General features: G+C 68.4%; 19 protein-coding genes. 12 read left to right on the top strand and 7 right to left on the bottom strand.

Features of this window, described 5'->3' with window-relative positions; genetic code table 11:
• Positions 1-17: 17 nt before the first annotated feature.
• The 9 genes from FHS97_RS02115 to FHS97_RS02155 all read left to right on the top strand — a co-directional run bounded on the left by FHS97_RS02115 (position 18) and on the right by FHS97_RS02155 (position 8,755).
• Positions 18-1,226 (top strand): sensor histidine kinase, encoded by a 1,209-nt coding sequence (locus FHS97_RS02115; protein WP_184032795.1) that lies wholly within the window; start codon positions 18-20, stop codon positions 1,224-1,226.
• A 73-nt stretch (positions 1,227-1,299) separates the two neighbouring features.
• The gene (locus tag FHS97_RS02120; RefSeq protein ID WP_184032796.1) at positions 1,300-2,364 is read left to right on the top strand and encodes a substrate-binding domain-containing protein; all 1,065 of its coding nucleotides are present in this window, start codon (positions 1,300-1,302) and stop codon (positions 2,362-2,364) included.
• Entirely contained in the window at positions 2,364-3,740 is a 1,377-nt protein-coding gene (gene pstC / locus FHS97_RS02125; protein ID WP_184032798.1) for a phosphate ABC transporter permease subunit PstC, read from the top strand. The genes FHS97_RS02120 and pstC overlap by 1 nt, the downstream gene beginning before the upstream one ends.
• A complete protein-coding gene (gene pstA / locus FHS97_RS02130; RefSeq protein WP_246346368.1) occupies positions 3,733-5,001 on the top strand; it encodes a phosphate ABC transporter permease PstA in 1,269 nt (422 codons plus the stop codon). The genes pstC and pstA overlap by 8 nt, the downstream gene beginning before the upstream one ends.
• Positions 4,998-5,765: a phosphate ABC transporter ATP-binding protein PstB gene (pstB, locus tag FHS97_RS02135; protein WP_184032799.1), complete on the top strand. Its 768-nt coding sequence runs from the start codon at positions 4,998-5,000 to the stop codon at positions 5,763-5,765. Before pstA ends, pstB begins: the two co-directional genes overlap by 4 nt.
• Positions 5,766-5,776: 11 nt before the next feature.
• Positions 5,777-6,463 (top strand): phosphate signaling complex protein PhoU, encoded by a 687-nt coding sequence (gene phoU / locus FHS97_RS02140; RefSeq protein ID WP_184032800.1) that lies wholly within the window; start codon positions 5,777-5,779, stop codon positions 6,461-6,463.
• Entirely contained in the window at positions 6,463-7,155 is a 693-nt protein-coding gene (gene phoB / locus FHS97_RS02145) for a phosphate regulon transcriptional regulator PhoB (RefSeq protein ID WP_184032802.1), read from the top strand. The genes phoU and phoB overlap by 1 nt, the downstream gene beginning before the upstream one ends.
• A gap of 110 nt (positions 7,156-7,265) precedes the next feature.
• Positions 7,266-7,766 carry a hypothetical protein gene (locus tag FHS97_RS02150; protein WP_184032804.1) on the top strand — a complete coding sequence of 167 codons (501 nt, stop codon included), beginning with the start codon at positions 7,266-7,268 and terminating at the stop codon, positions 7,764-7,766.
• A gap of 86 nt (positions 7,767-7,852) precedes the next feature.
• Positions 7,853-8,755: an SDR family NAD(P)-dependent oxidoreductase gene (locus FHS97_RS02155; protein ID WP_184032806.1), complete on the top strand. Its 903-nt coding sequence runs from the start codon at positions 7,853-7,855 to the stop codon at positions 8,753-8,755.
• A 21-nt stretch (positions 8,756-8,776) separates the two neighbouring features.
• On the opposite strand, the gene FHS97_RS02160 is transcribed toward FHS97_RS02155, so the two are convergent.
• Complete coding sequence (locus tag FHS97_RS02160; protein ID WP_184032808.1) at positions 8,777-9,121, bottom strand: DUF2794 domain-containing protein; 345 nt, start codon at positions 9,119-9,121, stop codon at positions 8,777-8,779.
• The gene (gene epsC / locus FHS97_RS02165) at positions 9,121-9,813 is read right to left on the bottom strand and encodes a serine O-acetyltransferase EpsC (RefSeq protein WP_184032810.1); all 693 of its coding nucleotides are present in this window, start codon (positions 9,811-9,813) and stop codon (positions 9,121-9,123) included. The genes FHS97_RS02160 and epsC overlap by 1 nt, the downstream gene beginning before the upstream one ends.
• Positions 9,814-9,970: 157 nt before the next feature.
• Here epsC and FHS97_RS02170 point away from each other — a divergent pair, with 157 nt between their 5' ends.
• A complete protein-coding gene (locus FHS97_RS02170) occupies positions 9,971-10,741 on the top strand; it encodes a sulfite exporter TauE/SafE family protein (RefSeq protein ID WP_184032812.1) in 771 nt (256 codons plus the stop codon).
• Positions 10,742-10,868: 127 nt separating this feature from the next.
• Here FHS97_RS02170 and ahpD read toward each other — a convergent pair whose 3' ends face one another.
• Complete coding sequence (ahpD, locus tag FHS97_RS02175; RefSeq protein WP_184033046.1) at positions 10,869-11,390, bottom strand: alkylhydroperoxidase, AhpD family; 522 nt, start codon at positions 11,388-11,390, stop codon at positions 10,869-10,871.
• Between the two features lie 158 nt (positions 11,391-11,548).
• Positions 11,549-12,094: a peroxiredoxin gene (locus FHS97_RS02180; protein ID WP_184032813.1), complete on the bottom strand. Its 546-nt coding sequence runs from the start codon at positions 12,092-12,094 to the stop codon at positions 11,549-11,551.
• 151 nt (positions 12,095-12,245) lie between these two features.
• Between FHS97_RS02180 and FHS97_RS02185 the strand changes: the two genes are divergently transcribed.
• Both FHS97_RS02185 and FHS97_RS02190 read left to right on the top strand, forming a co-directional pair.
• A complete protein-coding gene (locus tag FHS97_RS02185; RefSeq protein WP_184032816.1) occupies positions 12,246-13,148 on the top strand; it encodes a hydrogen peroxide-inducible genes activator in 903 nt (300 codons plus the stop codon).
• A 116-nt stretch (positions 13,149-13,264) separates the two neighbouring features.
• The gene (locus FHS97_RS02190) at positions 13,265-13,939 is read left to right on the top strand and encodes an energy transducer TonB (RefSeq protein ID WP_184032818.1); all 675 of its coding nucleotides are present in this window, start codon (positions 13,265-13,267) and stop codon (positions 13,937-13,939) included.
• Here FHS97_RS02190 and FHS97_RS02195 read toward each other — a convergent pair whose 3' ends face one another.
• The 3 genes from FHS97_RS02195 to pgsA form a co-directional block, all read right to left on the bottom strand.
• A complete protein-coding gene (locus tag FHS97_RS02195; protein WP_184032820.1) occupies positions 13,940-14,371 on the bottom strand; it encodes a molybdenum cofactor biosynthesis protein MoaE in 432 nt (143 codons plus the stop codon).
• Positions 14,368-14,619, bottom strand: a complete 252-nt coding sequence (gene moaD / locus FHS97_RS02200; protein WP_184032822.1) for a molybdopterin converting factor subunit 1 — start codon at positions 14,617-14,619, stop codon at positions 14,368-14,370. The genes FHS97_RS02195 and moaD overlap by 4 nt, the downstream gene beginning before the upstream one ends.
• Before the next feature lie 130 nt (positions 14,620-14,749).
• Entirely contained in the window at positions 14,750-15,316 is a 567-nt protein-coding gene (pgsA, locus tag FHS97_RS02205) for a CDP-diacylglycerol--glycerol-3-phosphate 3-phosphatidyltransferase (protein ID WP_184032824.1), read from the bottom strand.
• Positions 15,317-15,330 lie beyond the last annotated feature (14 nt).

Consider the following 15,330-nt stretch of genomic DNA (forward strand, 5'->3'; position numbering starts at 1 on the left):
ATAGCTGCGCTATCCTCATGCGCGTGATCGACGAACTTCCCTTGCGCACCTGGCTGGCGGTGACGATCGCGGTGGCGACGGCGGCAATGGTCTGGCTGCTGTCGCGCGATGGTCAGGCCGGGCTGGCGGCGCTGGCGGGCGGCGCCGCGCTGGTCGTCATCATCGCCACCATCCCGGAGGAGCAGGCCGCCGCGCACGACGAGGCACCCGCGCCGTCGCATGAGCTGCCCGCCGCCGCGATCGTCGAGGCGGTCGCCGAGCCGGTGCTGGTGCTGCGCGGTGGCCGGGTCGCGCTCGCCAATGTCGCCGCGCGGACGCTGCTGGGCGCGCATATCGTCGGCGAGGATGCCCGCGTCGCGATCCGTCATCCCGGCGCCGCCGCGCATCTGGCGGAAGGCGTGACGCAGCCGGTCGATCTCGTCGGGATCGGCGCGCTCGACCAGCGCTGGGAGATGCGCGCCGCGCCGATCGGCGAGAATGCGCGGCTCGTGCAGCTCGTCGACCGCACCGGTCAGCACGCTGCCGAGAAGATGCGCGTCGATTTCGTCGCCAACGCCAGCCACGAGCTGCGCACTCCGCTCGCCTCGATCCTCGGCTATGTCGAGACGCTGGCCGACGAGGCCGGGGACGATCCGGGGCTGCGTAAGCGCTTCCTCGCAATCGTCTTCGACGAGGCGCGCCGGATGGAGCGGCTGGTCGAGGATCTGATGAGCCTGTCGCGGATCGAGGCCGAGAAGTTCCGCGAGCTGCGCGCCGCGGTCGACCTCGCCGTTCTCGCGCAGGAGGCGTGCGACACGCTGACCACCACGCATGGCGACCGCGGCGCCGACATCCGGCTCGACATCGCCGAGCAGCTGCCGCCTGTCACCGGCGATCCGGTGCAGCTTTCCCAGCTGATCCACAATCTGATCGGCAATGCGATGAAATATGGCCGCGCCGGCACCCCGGTGGAGGTGTCGCTGTGGACGCAGGCGCAGAATGTCTGCCTGCGCGTCGCCGATCAAGGCGATGGAATTCCGCCCGAGCATCTGCCGCGCCTCACCGAGCGTTTCTACCGCGTCGATCCCGGCCGCAGCCGGTCGATCGGCGGCACCGGACTCGGGCTCGCGATCGTCAAACATGTCGTCGAGCGCCACCGCGGCCGGCTCGACATCGCCAGCACCGTCGGCGTCGGCACGCGCGTGACGGTCACGCTGCCGACCCCGACGCCGAAGCCGCTGTCATGAAGGCGTAACCTCTATGTCACACGGCGCGCTGGATGAGGGCTGCCGTGTCGGCGAACGCCCGTGCGGGGGATCCATGTCGCGCTTCGTTCAGGCGCTTGCAGCCATGCTGCCGCTCGCTTTGGCGTGCGGGCTGGCGGCGTGCGTCGATCAGGCGGCGGGTGGCGGCGCGGGCGCACGCGACCAGATTCGCGCAGTCGGCTCGTCGACCATCTATCCGTTCACGACGATCGTCGCCGAACGCTTCCTCGCCACCGTGCCGCATGCGCGCCCGCCGGTGATCGAGTCGACCGGCACCGGCGCGGGCATCCGCCTGTTCTGCGCGGGGGTCGGTGCGGCGCACCCCGACCTCGTCGACGCCTCGCGCCGCCTGCGCCGCGGCGAATATGCCGAATGCGCGCGCCACGGCGTCGACCAGATCCTCGAGGTGCAGATCGGCATCGACGGCATCGCCTTCGCCGAGGCGCTGCAGGGGCCCGGCATGGCGCTGACCCCCGCCGACATCTATCGCGCGCTCGCCGCCGCGCCGCTCGGTCGCCGCAACACGGCGCGGTTGTGGCGTGACGTGAACCCGGCGCTTCCGGCGATCCCGATCCAGGTGTACGGACCGCCCGCGACCAGCGGCACACGCGACGCGCTTGCCGAGCTGATCCTCGCCAAGGGCTGCGAAGCGGTCGAGCCCGACACATTGGGGATGCACCAACGCGATCCCAACGCCTTCGCCACACGCTGCCAACGGCTGCGCGAGGACGGCGCCTATGTCGACGCGGGCGAGAACGACAATCTGATCGTTCAGAAATTGCGCTCCAATCCCAATGCGCTCGGCATCTTCGGCTATGGCTATCTCGAACAGAATGCCGGCGTGGTGCGTGGCATCCCGCTGAGCGGCGTCGCGCCCACCTATGCAACGATCGCCAGCGGCGCCTATCCTGGCGCGCGCCCGCTGTTCGTCTACGCCAAGAAGGCGCATCTGCGCGCGATCCCCGGGTTGCGCGCGTTTCTCCGCCAATATTCCGCGCTGTGGAGTGCCGGCGGGCCGCTGGTGAAACGCGGGCTGATCGCCGCGCCGCCCGCGGTGCAGCGTCGCGCCGCCGCAATCATCGCGCACGAAGTCGCGCTCGACCCGCGCGTGCTGCACTGATGTCTGTGCTCGCGCTTCTCTTCCTGATCGCGGCGCTCGGGCTGATCGGCTGGGTCGTCGCCCGCGCGCGCGCCATTCGCTTCCGCAGCGCGACCACCCGGCGGTTCAGCTCGCTGCCCCAGCATCACGGCTGGTATGTGGCGATGTGGACGCTGCTGCCCGCCTTGGTGTTCCTCGCTGTCTGGCATTCGGTCGCGCCCGCCCTGGTCACCGACGCGGTGCTCGCCACCCCGCCGGCCGCCGCGCTGCCGCCCCCGGGCCTCGACCGCGCCGCGATCCTGTCGGAGGCGCGCAACCTCGCCAATGGCGATGCCTGGGGCGCGTTCCACCCGCTGTCGGAGCGGCTCGCCCCCGCTTACGCGTCCGCGCAATCGCGCTTCGACTGGATCGCCACCACGATCGCGTTGCTGCTGGCCTTTTCGGGCGGCGCGGTCGCCTTCCTGCGCGTGCGCCCCGGCTTTTCGGCGCGATCGCAGGTCGAGCGGGTGGTGATGGGGTTGCTGCTCTTCGCCTCGCTGATCGCGATCCTGACGACGATCGGGATCGTCGCCTCGCTGCTGGTCGAGAGCGCGCGCTTTTTCCGGATCGTGCCGATCACGCAATTCCTGTTCGGGACGCACTGGAGCCCGCAGGTGATCGACGCCCGCAACCCCGGCGCATCGCTGGGCGCGGTGCCGCTGTTCTGGGGGACGTTCTTCATCGGCGCGATCATCGCGATGGCGGTCGCGGTGCCGCTCGGGCTGATGAGCGCGATCTATCTGACCCAATATGCGCAGCAGACCACCCGCCGCTGGATGAAGCCGATCCTCGAGGTGCTCGCGGGCGTGCCGACCGTCGTCTACGGCTATTTCGCCGCGCTCACCGTCGCGCCGGCGGTGCGCGACCTTGGCGTCGCGCTCGGGGTGCGCTGGGCCTCGTCCGAAAGCGCGCTCGCCGCCGGGGTCGTAATGGGGGTGATGATCATTCCCTTCGTGTCGTCGATGGCCGACGACTCGCTGTCGGCGGTGCCGGCGTCGATGCGCGACGGCAGCCTCGCAATGGGCGCGACCAGTTCGGAGACGATCCGCCGCGTGCTGGTCCCCGCGGCGTTGCCCGGCGTGGTCGGCGGCGTTCTGCTCGCAGTCAGCCGTGCGATCGGCGAGACGATGATCGTCGTCATGGCCGCCTCGGGGGTCGCTGCGCTGACGCTCAACCCGTTTGCGAGCACCACCACCGTCACCAAGCAGATCGTCGACCTGCTGACGGGCGAAGCCGAGTTCGACTCGGCCAAGACGCTTGCCGCCTTCGCGCTCGGATTGACATTGTTCGTCATCACACTGCTGCTCAACGTCGTCGCGCTGATCGTCGTGCGCCGCTACCGCGAAGCCTATGAATAAGCGCGCCGCCCCTGTCGCGCGCCAGCCGACCGACTGGCAGACGCCCGCGATGCAACGCCACGTCCGCCGACGCTATGCGGCGGAGCGACGGTTTCGCCTGCTCGGTCTGGCGGCGGTGTGCGCCTCGGCGGCGTTCCTCTTCTACCTGCTCGCGACGATGATCGCGCAGGGGGCAAGCGGCTTCACCGAGACGCGGCTCGCGCTGCCGCTCGACCTGCGCGGCCACGTCACGGTCACCCGGGCGCAACTGAACGGCGCGGCCGCCGATCTCGCGCTGGCCGGCGCCGGGCTGGAGAATGCGGTGGACGCTGCCGCCGATCGCGCCTTCCCCGCTCAGGGCGGGGAGGCCCTGTTGTCGGACGGTGCGTGGCTGCGCGTCCGCGACGCGATCAAGCGCCACCCGCGGCTGCTCGCCACGCCGGTGACGATCCCGGTCCCGGTCGCCACCGATATCGACATGGCGTACAAAGGGATCGGCACACCCGAGAGCGAGGCGGCGGTTGCCGCGCTCGGCACGCATCTGTCGCGCGGGCTCAACGTCAGCTTCTTTACCGGCGCCGACGCCACCGACCCGACCCGCGCCGGGATCTGGGGTGCGCTCAAGGGCTCGCTGCTGACGATGCTCGTCACGCTCGCGCTCGCCTTCCCGATCGGCGTGCTCTCGGCGCTGTACCTGGAGGAATATGCGCCGCGGAACCGCTGGACCGACCTGATCGAGGTGTCGATCAACAATCTCGCCGCGGTGCCGTCGATCATCTTCGGCCTGCTCGGGCTGGCGGTGTTCCTGGGCACCTTCCACATGCCGCGCTCGGGGGCGATCGTTGGCGGGCTGACGCTTGCGCTGATGACGATGCCGGTGATCGTGATCGCCGGGCGCAACGCGATCACCGCGGTGCCGCCGTCGATCCGCGACGCCGCGCGCGCGCTCGGCGCCTCGCCGATCCAAGTCGTCTTCCACCACGTCCTGCCGCTCGCGCTGCCCGGCATCCTGACCGGCACGATCATCGGCATGGCGCGCGCGCTCGGCGAGACCGCGCCGCTGCTGATGATCGGGATGCGCGCCTTCATCGCCGCGCCGCCGGGCCGGCTGACCGATCCCGCCACCGTGCTGCCGGTGCAGATCTTCCTGTGGTCCGACGATGTGCAGACCGGGTTCGTCGAAAAAACCTCGGCGGCGATCATCGTGCTGCTGGTGGTGCTGCTCGCCATGAACGGGCTCGCCATCTATCTTCGCAACCGTTTCGAGACTCGCTGGAAATGAGCAACGCCGCGCCCAAAATGACCGCCTCGGGCGTCAACGTCTTCTATGGGCGCAAGCAGGCGATCCGCGACGTTTCGATCGACGTCCGGCGCGAGGATGTCACCGCCTTCATCGGCCCGTCGGGCTGCGGCAAGTCGACCTTCCTGCGCACGCTCAACCGCATGAACGACACGATCCCCGGCGCGCGCGTCGAGGGCGACATCCGGCTCGATGGCGAGGACATATACGCCAAGGCGATGGACGTGGTGCAGTTGCGCGCGCGCGTCGGCATGGTCTTCCAGAAGCCGAACCCGTTTCCGAAGTCGATCTTCGAGAACGTCGCCTACGGCCCGCGCATCCACGGGCTCGCGCGCTCCAAGGCCGATCTCGCGCAGATCGTCGAACGCTCGCTGACCCGCGCCGGGCTGTGGGCCGAGGTCAAGGACCGGCTCTCCGACAGCGGCACGGCGCTGTCGGGCGGCCAGCAGCAGCGGCTGTGCATCGCGCGCGCGATCGCGGTCGATCCCGAGGTGATCCTGATGGACGAGCCATGCTCGGCGCTCGACCCGATCGCCACCGCCAAGATCGAGGAGCTGATCCACGAATTACGCGGCCGCTACGCGATCGTGATCGTCACCCACAACATGCAGCAGGCGGCGCGCGTGAGCCAGCGTACCGCCTTCTTCCATCTCGGCCAGCTCGTCGAATATGGCGACACGTCCGACATCTTCACGAACCCGCGGCAGGATCGCACCAAAGACTATATCACGGGCCGATACGGCTGAGGATCGCAGATATGCCGCAGACACAGGAACATACCGTCAAGGCCTTCGATCAGGACATCGGCCAGCTGCGCGGGCTGATCTCGCAAATGGGCGGGCTGGCCGAAAGCGCGATCGCCGACGCGATGATCGCGCTGCAGCGCGGCGACGCGACGCTGGCCGAGCGGATCGCCGCCGACGACAAGCGGATCGACGCGATGGAAACCGAGGTCGAGCGCACCGCGGTCCGCATCATCGCGTTGCGCGCGCCGATGGCCGACGACCTGCGCGAAGTCGTCGCCGCGCTCAAGATCGCCAGCGTGATCGAGCGGATCGGCGACTATGCCAAGAACATCGCGCGCCGCGTGCCGCGGATCGAGAGCGAGCATCGTATCGAGCCGTTGTCGATCCTGCCTGCGATGGGGCGAATGGCCGCCGCGATGGTGCATGACGTGCTCAACGCTTTCGCCGCGCGCGATCCGGAAGCGGCGCTGGCGGTCTGCGAGCGCGACAATGCGCTCGACGATTTCTACGACAGCATCTTCCGCACCCTGGTCACCTTCATGGTCGAGAACCCGAAGACGATCAGCGAGTGCGCGCAACTGCTGTTCGTCGCCAAGAATCTCGAACGGATCGGCGATCACGCCACCAACGTCGCCGAGATGGTCTATTTCGCCGCAACCGGGGTGCGGCTCGTGGAACGCGAAAGAGGAGTCGATTGATGGCCAAGGCCCGCATGTTGCTGGTGGAGGATGACGCCAGCCTCGCCGAGCTGCTGGTGTGGCATTTCACCCGCGAGCATTTCGACGTCCAGCACACGATCGACGGCGAGGAGGCATTGCTGCTCGCGAAGGAGACCCCGCCGGACATCGTCCTGCTCGACTGGATGGTCGAGGGGATCTCGGGGATCGAGGTCTGCCGCCGCCTCCGCCGCGCCGCCGAGACGCAGAACGTCCCGATCATCATGCTCACCGCACGTGGTGAGGAGGAGGATCGCGTCCGCGGGCTCGAAACCGGCGCCGACGATTATGTCACCAAGCCGTTTTCGCCGCGCGAACTGGTCGCGCGCGTCGGTGCGGTGCTGCGCCGCGTGCGCCCCGCGCTGGCCGGCGAGCAGCTCACCTATGCCGATCTCGAGATGGATACGGTGGGTCACAAGGTCCGGCGCGGCGGCGACGTGGTGGCGCTCGGGCCGACCGAATTCCGTCTCCTCAAGCACTTCCTCGAACATCCCGGGCATGTCTTCTCGCGGGAACGCCTGCTCGACAGTGTCTGGGGGCACGACAGCGACATCGAAAGCCGCACCGTCGACGTCCATATCCGCCGTTTGCGCAAGGCGATCAACGAAGGCGGACGCCCCGACATTATTCGTACCGTGAGATCAGCGGGTTACGCGCTCGACACTGGCCATTGAGTCTTTGCGTCTTCGCAACGAGGGACCTTTTTTCTGTCGTGGGGCGTTGCCCGGACCGCGTAATGAACAACGCGTTTCTGACCGAACGCACACGGCAGGAGAAAGATAAGATGAAGGCCATTCTTCTCGCGGCAGCGGCCGTGATCGCCATCCCCGCGACCGCGATCGCGCAGGACACGCCGCAGACCACGACGACCGCGCCCGACACCGGCGCAGCCCCGGCGACCACCGCTGATCCGGGCATGGCCGCCGATCCAGCTGCCGCGCCGCAGACCGACACCACGATGCCGGCGCCGACCACGCAGGCCGACCCCGCTGCGCCGGCCCCGGAGGCCAATGCGCCGATGACCCCGCCGGCCGGCGGCGCGATGACGCCCCAGTCGGGTGGTGGCATGGGCACCGAGAGCGCGGGTGGCTACCAGCCGTCGCAGCCGGCCGTGTCGGGCACGCCGCAGCCGGGCGCGACCGTCCGCTTCCAGCCGGCCCCCTCCCCGTCGCAGGCCTTCCCGGCGCCCGCGGCCAAGGAAAGCTACCCGATCTGCAAAAAGGGTCAGTATGACGGCTGCATGCAGGCGAGCGACGCACGCAAGACGCCGCGCCGCCGTCGCTAAGCCGAAAGCGTCCGGGCGGGCATTGCGCCCGTTCGAAGTCTAGGTATGGAAGGCGCTTCATCCGTGCAGGAGGGAGCGCCTTTTCCATGTCGATCCGTTTCGACGATCGCGTCGCCATCGTCACCGGTGCGGGTGGCGGCCTCGGCCGACACTATGCGCTCGAACTCGCCCGACGCGGCGCGCGGGTCGTCGTCAACGATCTCGGTGGCGATCGCAGCGGCACCGGCGCCTCCGACGCCGCGCAGGCCGTCGTCGAGGAAATCCGCGCCACCGGCGGCACCGCCATGGCGAACGGCGCCAGCGTCGCCGATTATGATCAGATGGCGGAAATGGTCGCGCGCACCGTCGAGGCCTGGAGCGGCGTCCATATCCTCATCAACAACGCCGGGGTGTTGCGCGACAAGTCGTTCGCCAAGATGGATCCGGCCGATTTCGCCTTTGTCGTGCAGGTCCATCTGCTCGGCAGCGCCTACGCGACCAAGGCGTGCTGGGAGACGTTCCGCGCGCAGAACTACGGCCGCGTGCTGATGACCTCGTCGTCATCCGGGCTGTTCGGCAATTTCGGGCAGGCCAATTACGCCGCCGCCAAGCTCGGCATCGCCGGGCTCGCGCGCACCCTGCATCTGGAGGGCGCGAAGCACGACATTCGCGTCAACACGATCGCGCCGACCGCCGGCACCCGCATGACCGAAGGGCTGTTCCCCGACGTGGCGTTTGCCGCCTTCGCCCCCGAGAAGGTCGCCCCCGCCGCACTTTACCTGGTCAGCGAGGATGCGCCGTCCGGGCAGATCGTCGGCGCGGGCGCGGGGGTCGTGCAGGCAAGCTATATCACGCTGACACCCGGCGTCGCGCTGCACGGCGATGCGCTATCGCCCGAGGGTGTCGCGCATCACTGGGACGCGATCACCGACCGCAGCGGCGAGATCGTCCCCGGCACGGGCGCGGAGCAGGCGATGCTGATCGGGCGGACGTTGCAGGCGGACCGCTGACGTCGGTCCGCATCGCGCCGTTCATTCCTCGACCAGCTTCATCAGTCGCCGCTCGACCGGCGCGAGCACCGGGCCGAGCTCATGCCCGCGGCGCACCACCTGCCCGGCCTCGCCGACCAGCGCCCACATTCCCTGCCGGTTGCGCAGCGCCGGGCGCTTCTCGACGCGAAACTCCGGCCGCTCGGTGGCGCGGCGAAACGCGGAGAACACCGCCGCTTCACGCCCCAGATCGATCGCATAGTCGCGCCAATGCCCGGCCGCGACCATCCGACCATACAGATCGAGGATCCGCATCAGCTCGGCGCGATCGAACGCCACCTGTCGTGCTTGTCCGGCGCCGGCCGGAAAGGGTGTGACGATCCCCATCAGGCGCGGTCGCGCTCCTGCCCGGCGCCATGCGTCTGTTCCTCGATCAGCGCGTCGAGCCGCTTCTTCATCGCCTCCAGCTCGCAGCGCAGCGATTCGACCCGCTGCGTTGCCGGATCGAACAGCTCACGGCAGGGCGTGCCATAAGGAACGAAGCGCGGCTCGGGCGCGGCCCCGCCCTCGACGACGGTCGGGCGCGCCGGAATCCCGACCATCACCGCGCCTGCCGGCACGTCGCGCGTCACCACCGCGTTCGCGCCGACCCGCGCGCGCGGGCCGACCGTGATCGGCCCCAGCACCTGCGCGCCCGAACCGATGATCGCACCGTCCGCGATCGTCGGGTGGCGCTTGCCTGCGACGCCATTGTCGGGGCTGGTGCCGCCCAGCGTCACGCATTGATAGATGGTGACGTCGTCGCCGATCTCGGCGGTTTCACCGATCACCACGAAACCATGGTCGATGAAGAAATTGCGCCCGATCGTCGCGCCGGGATGGATGTCGATCGCGGTTACGGCGCGCGAGAAATGGTTCACGATCCGCGCGGGCAGATAGAAACCCGCGCGATACAGTCGGTTGGCGACACGGTGCCACGCCAGCGCCCAGACGCCGGGATAGGTGAGTACTTCAAGACGCGAATGCGGCGCCGGGTCGCGCGCGCGGATCGAATCCAGATATGTGGTCAGTCGCGACATCCGCGTTCCCTCTTCTTCTCGGCCCAAGATAGAACGTCGGCGCGCGCGTTTCCATAAGCAGCGCTATCGCGTGAGAAACCGTATTTTCCTATCGCCATTATGGGATATGACCGATGAGGAAGCCGCGCGATCGTTGCGATGGCGCAGGGGAGACCGGATGCAGGCGCTGACGCAACTCGACTTTTCCGCCTTGTGGCCGTTCATCGCGGTGGGCTTTGGCGCGCAGCTCGTCGACGGCGCGCTCGGCATGGCGTTCGGAGTCATCTGCAACACCCTGCTCGTCGCGGTGATCGGCCTGCCCCCGGCGCGCGCGTCGGCCAACGTCCATATCGTCGAGACCTTCACCACCGCGATTTCCGGGATCAGCCACGCGATCACCGGCAATATCGACAAGGGATTGTTCCTGCGGCTGCTCGTCCCCGGCGTGATCGGCGGCGTCGCGGGCGCCTATCTGCTCACCAACATCGACGGCGCGGTCGTGAAGCCGTTCGTGCTCGCCTATCTGGTCGCGATCGGTGTCTACCTGCTGGTGCGCGGGCTGATGTTCCCGCCGAAGGTCAGCAAGCCCAAGGTGGTCGAGCCGCTCGGCCTGATCGGCGGCTTCATGGACGCGGCGGGCGGCGGCGGATGGGGGCCGATCGTCACCTCGAACCTGCTGGTGCAGGGCGTCGAGCCGCGCAAGGTGGTCGGCACGGTCAGCGCCGTCGAGTTCTTCCTGACCGCGGTCGTCTCGGCGACCTTCATCTACCATCTCGGGGTGAAGGACTTCGCGACCGCCACGGTCGGGCTGCTGATCGGCGGCGTGTTCGCCGCGCCGCTCGGTGCGTTTTTTGCCAAGCGCATCCCGATGAAGGTGATGCTGGTGATGGTCGGCACCGTGCTGACGATCACCAGCACCTATGGCTTCGTGCGCGCGGTGCTAATGTAGCTCGGCTGCGACATGCGCCATCGCCGTCATTCCCGCGAAGGCGGGAATCCAGACGCGCAGGTGCTCGCAAGAGCCGCAACGTTCGCGCTTCTGGATCCCCGCCTTCGCGGCGATGACGCGAGCGACGTTACGCGCTGATCGCGTGAACCGTCGCGACCGCCTTCATCACCGACGCGATACGCGCGGCGGTCTGGATCACCTCGGCGGTGACGCCCGCCTTCTTGAGCACCTGCTCATGGCTGTCGATGCACATGCCGCAACCGTTCATCGCGCTGACCGCAAGGCTGAACAGCTCGAAATCGACCTTGTCGATCCCCGGCGCGCCGATCACGTTCATGCGCAGCTTCGCCGGCATCCGGGCATATTCCTCGTTGCTGGCGAGGTGCGTGAAGCGATAATAGACGTTGTTCATCGCCATCACCGCCGCCGCGGCGCGCGCCGCGGTCGCCGCCTCGGGCGACAGCTTGTCCGCGACCTCGGCCTCGGTCGCCTCGACAAGCGGCTTGTGGCCCGAGCCATGCGCGCAGGCGAGCAGCGTGCCGTACTTGCGCTGGTCGTTCAGCACCGTCTCGTTCAGCAACGAGCCGACGTTGAGGCGGATGTCCTTGGCGAAATCGGGCAACGTGCCCGCGAATTCCTTGAGCGCCATCTTTGTGTCTCCAGCCACGCCCCGTCATTGCGAGCGCAGCGAAGCAATCCAGAGCCCAGCGCATGACGCTCTGGATGGCTTCGCTGCGCTCGCAATGACGGAGGGGCGATAGATTTCAGGAAGTAGAAGGCGGGACCTACCGGCCCCGCCCCCGTAAATCAGGCCGCGACCTGCAGGACGTCGTCGCCCTTGTTCCAGTTGCACGGGCACAGTTCATCGGTCTGCAGCGCGTCGAGCACGCGCAGCGTCTCGGCCGGGTTGCGACCGACGTTCAGGCCGTTGACCTGCACCGCCTGGATGACGTTGTCCGGATCGACGATGAACGTGGCGCGGAACGCGACATGCTCGTTCTTGTCGACGATGCCGAGCGCGTCGGCCAGCTTGCGGCCGTTGTCCGCCAGCCACGGGAAGTCGGCCGCGGCGAGATCCGGGTCCGACTTGCGCCACGCGAGATGGACGTGCGCGGTGTCGGTCGAGGCGCCGATCAGCACCGCGTCGCGATCCTCGAAGTCGCCCTTGATCTGGCTGTAACCGACGATCTCGGTCGGGCAGACGAAGGTGAAGTCCTTCGGCCAGTAGAACAGCACCTTCCACTTGCCCGGATAGGCGGTGGTCAGGTCGAGCGTCTCGCCGTTCGGCAGCGCGCTGGTGCCCTGCTGGACGGGGACGGTGATGGCGGGAAAGGTGTCGCCGATGGTCAGCATGTCTGGCTCCTGTTGCAAATGCGGAGTTCCAGTCATCCTCTCTGCCGGGGCCGCGTCGCTGCGCCGCCTCTCGATGCCGCACCGATATAGGGGGCTTCGCGTGATCGAGCAAATCGTCTATTCCACCTCTTGTGATCGATGGAGACGATGAATGGCTGCCACCTACCTCCCGACGCTCAAGCAACTGCAATATCTGGTTGCGTTGAAAGACCACGGTCATTTCGGCCGCGCCGCCGAGGCGTGTTTCGTCACCCAGTCGACCCTGTCGGCGGGGCTGCGCGAGTTGGAAACGCTGATCGGCGTCACGCTGGTCGAGCGCACCCGCCGCGTCGTGCGCTTCACCCCGCTCGGCGAGCAGATCGCGACCAAGGCGCGCGTCGTCCTGCGCGAGGCGGAGGAACTGGGCGACCTGGCGCGCGCCGCCGGCCGCCCGCTGTCGGGCGAGATGCGGCTGAGCGTAATTCCGACGATCGCGCCGTTCCTCCTGCCGCGCATCCTCCCCCGCCTGCGCCGCGACTATCCCGATCTGAAGCTCTATCTTCGCGAGGAACCGAGCGGCCCGGCGTGCGAGGCGCTCCACAACGGCCGCACCGACTGCGTCCTGCTCGCGCTACCCTATGCCTGCGGCGAGGTGACGGTGCTCAAATTGTTCGACGACCACCTGTTCCTCGCCTTTCCGGAGGGCGAGATGCCGGCCGATCTGTCGGCGGTGCGCCCCGATGAGATCGACGAGACGCGGCTGCTGCTGCTCGAGGACGGCCATTGCCTCAAGGAACATGCGCTGGCGGCGTGCAACCGTGCCGAGCTGCGCGCCGAGGCGACGATGCTCGGCACTTCGCTGCACACGATGGTGCAGATGGTCGACAACGGGCTGGGCGTCACGATGCTGCCCAAGATCGCGCTCGACGCCGGCATCCTCGACCATACCAAGGTCGTCGCGCGCCCGCTCGACGCCGCCGCGCCGGTCCGCACGCTGGCGCTGGTCTGGCGCCGCGCCTCCCCGCGCGAGCGCGATTTCCACCTGCTCGGCGAGGTGCTCAAGGCCGCAGCCTGAACGGGCCATCACCGCGATTGACGCGCAGTCGCAAACGGCGCAGCCTCGCGGTCTGGAGCTCGTCGTTCGTCGGGCATCGTGTCCGTCGTGGCGCCTCCGGTCGGGAGGTTGGTCGCATGGCTTATGCAAATCGGATCGACAATTCACGGCGTTTCACCACGATCGCGGGGGTCGCCGCGATCCATGGCCTGATCGGCTATGTCTTCATCAGCGGCATGGCGACCAGCTTCGTCCAGTCGGTGTCGAAGCCGTTCGTCACCACCAACATCCCGATCGAAACCCCGCCGCCGCCCGACATCACGCCGCCGAAGCTGGAAAAGGTGACGCCGCACCAACCAACCACGACGATGCCGCCGCTCACCACCGTCACGCCGATCGTCCCCAGCCGCACCAGCAGCGACAATGTGGTCGTCATCACCCCGCCGCTGCCACCTGTCGATTTCGGCACCGCCACCGTGACGGTCGACCCGCCCGCCCAGCCCGCCACGGTCAGCAAGGCGCGCGGCGTGCTCGCGCGCGGCAACCGCAACGACTGGATCAGCACCGACGATTATCCGCCCTCAGCCTTGCGTGCCGAGGAGGACGGGGTGGTCGCCATCTCGATGCGGATCGGCGCCGATGGACGGGTCGAGTCCTGCACGGTCACCGCGCCGAGCGGCCATGCCGCGCTCGATCAGGCGACCTGCCGCCTCTACCAGCGCCGTGCGCGCTTCACCCCGGCGCACGACGAGGCCGGAACGCCGATCGCCGGCACCTTCACCGATCGAATCCGGTGGCAGTTGCCGCGATAATCAGGACCAGCGCGCCGCCGCATCCTCGTCGGCGGCGCGCGCCTCCACCCAGCGAGTGGTGCCCTCGACGGTCTCGCGCTTCCAGAACGGTGCGTCGGTCTTGAGCCGGTCGATCAGGAACGCGCAGGACTCCAGCGCGGCGGCACGGTGCGCCGAGCAGGTACCGACGAACACGATCCGCTCGCCCGGCGCCATCGGCCCGACCCGGTGCACGATCGCCACGGCGGTCAGCGACCAGCGCGCGGTCGCGTCTTCGGCGAGCCGCGTCAGCGCCGCCTCGGTCGCGCCGGGATAATGTTCCAGCTCCAGCGTCGCGACGCCGTCGTCGGCGCGCACCAGCCCGGCGAAGGTCGCGACCGCCCCGCCCTGCTCCAGCCGCTCCACCTCGGCAGCGATATCGATCGCGTCGCGGGAGACGAGAACCCGGATCATCCGCCCGTCACCGGCGGAAAGATCGCCACCTCGCGCGCGCCCGCGACCGGCGTGTCGAGCGGCACGAACGCCTGATCGACCGCCGCGCGCAACCGCGCCGGATCGGCAAAGGCGGCGGCATGGCCGGGGCTGCGCGGCGCAAGCCACGCGACCAGATCGGCGACGGTGGCGACGTCGGCGGGCGGCATGACGTCTTCCTCGGCCAGCCCGATCCGTTCACGCACCCAGGCGAAATACAGCAGTTTCATATCGTCCCATCACGCCCTTCGTCTCGAGCAGGGTTCGAGCGAAGTCGAGAACCCGTCTGTCGAGAGATGGTGCCGCCCAGCACCTTCCCGACAAGCCGCCTCGACTATGCTCGAGGCGAACGGAAGTCGCTCAATCCATATGTTTCAAACCGACCCGCAGATAATCCCAGCCGGTGACGATCGTCAGCGCCGCCGCGCCCCAGAGGCTGGCGAGGCTCGCGACCTTGATCCACGCCTCGGCCGGCAGCGCACCCGACAGGATCAGGCCGCCGAGCGAGACGAGCTGCAACGTCGTCTTCCACTTCGCCAGCCGCGACACCGGCAACGACACCTGCAATCCGGCAAGAAACTCGCGCAAGCCGCTGACCGCGATCTCACGCAGCAGGATCACCAACGCGGCGATGATATGCACCCCGGTAATCGCTGCGACATCGTCGTGGCGCGTGCCCACCAGCATCAGGATCACCGCCGCGACCATGATCTTGTCGGCGATCGGATCGAGGAACACGCCGAGCTTCGACACCGTCCCCTGCGCACGCGCGAGATAGCCGTCGAAATAGTCGGTGATCCCCATCAGGCAGTAGAGGCCGAACGCGACCCCGAAACCGAACCGCCAGCTCGGCCACCAGAGGAACGCCACGAGCAGCGGCACCGCGACGATCCGCGACAGCGTCAGGATGTTGGGCAGGGACAGCATGGGTGCGACGTGGA

The sequence above is a fragment of the Sphingomonas endophytica genome, from assembly GCF_014199415.1.
Lineage (GTDB): Bacteria > Pseudomonadota > Alphaproteobacteria > Sphingomonadales > Sphingomonadaceae > Sphingomonas > Sphingomonas endophytica.

Bases quoted from the DNA above. Each gene is read 5' to 3' on its own strand.
- pstC (WP_184032798.1), top strand. From the start codon at position 2,364: ATGTCTGTGCTCGCGCTTCTCTTCCTGATCGCGGCGCTCGGGCTGATC.
- FHS97_RS02185 (WP_184032816.1), top strand. From the start codon at position 12,246: ATGGCTGCCACCTACCTCCCGACGCTCAAGCAACTGCAATATCTGGTT.
- phoB (WP_184032802.1), top strand. From the start codon at position 6,463: ATGGCCAAGGCCCGCATGTTGCTGGTGGAGGATGACGCCAGCCTCGCC.
- FHS97_RS02160 (WP_184032808.1), bottom strand. From the start codon at position 9,121: ATGGGGATCGTCACACCCTTTCCGGCCGGCGCCGGACAAGCACGACAG.
- FHS97_RS02190 (WP_184032818.1), top strand. From the start codon at position 13,265: ATGGCTTATGCAAATCGGATCGACAATTCACGGCGTTTCACCACGATC.
- FHS97_RS02180 (WP_184032813.1), bottom strand. From the start codon at position 12,094: ATGCTGACCATCGGCGACACCTTTCCCGCCATCACCGTCCCCGTCCAG.
- phoU (WP_184032800.1), top strand. From the start codon at position 5,777: ATGCCGCAGACACAGGAACATACCGTCAAGGCCTTCGATCAGGACATC.
- FHS97_RS02195 (WP_184032820.1), bottom strand. From the start codon at position 14,371: ATGATCCGGGTTCTCGTCTCCCGCGACGCGATCGATATCGCTGCCGAG.
- epsC (WP_184032810.1), bottom strand. From the start codon at position 9,813: ATGTCGCGACTGACCACATATCTGGATTCGATCCGCGCGCGCGACCCG.
- FHS97_RS02120 (WP_184032796.1), top strand. From the start codon at position 1,300: ATGTCGCGCTTCGTTCAGGCGCTTGCAGCCATGCTGCCGCTCGCTTTG.
- FHS97_RS02150 (WP_184032804.1), top strand. From the start codon at position 7,266: ATGAAGGCCATTCTTCTCGCGGCAGCGGCCGTGATCGCCATCCCCGCG.
- FHS97_RS02115 (WP_184032795.1), top strand. From the start codon at position 18: ATGCGCGTGATCGACGAACTTCCCTTGCGCACCTGGCTGGCGGTGACG.
- moaD (WP_184032822.1), bottom strand. From the start codon at position 14,619: ATGAAACTGCTGTATTTCGCCTGGGTGCGTGAACGGATCGGGCTGGCC.
- pstA (WP_246346368.1), top strand. From the start codon at position 3,733: ATGAATAAGCGCGCCGCCCCTGTCGCGCGCCAGCCGACCGACTGGCAG.
- FHS97_RS02170 (WP_184032812.1), top strand. From the start codon at position 9,971: ATGCAGGCGCTGACGCAACTCGACTTTTCCGCCTTGTGGCCGTTCATC.
- pgsA (WP_184032824.1), bottom strand. From the start codon at position 15,316: ATGCTGTCCCTGCCCAACATCCTGACGCTGTCGCGGATCGTCGCGGTG.
- ahpD (WP_184033046.1), bottom strand. From the start codon at position 11,390: ATGGCGCTCAAGGAATTCGCGGGCACGTTGCCCGATTTCGCCAAGGAC.
- pstB (WP_184032799.1), top strand. From the start codon at position 4,998: ATGAGCAACGCCGCGCCCAAAATGACCGCCTCGGGCGTCAACGTCTTC.
- FHS97_RS02155 (WP_184032806.1), top strand. From the start codon at position 7,853: ATGTCGATCCGTTTCGACGATCGCGTCGCCATCGTCACCGGTGCGGGT.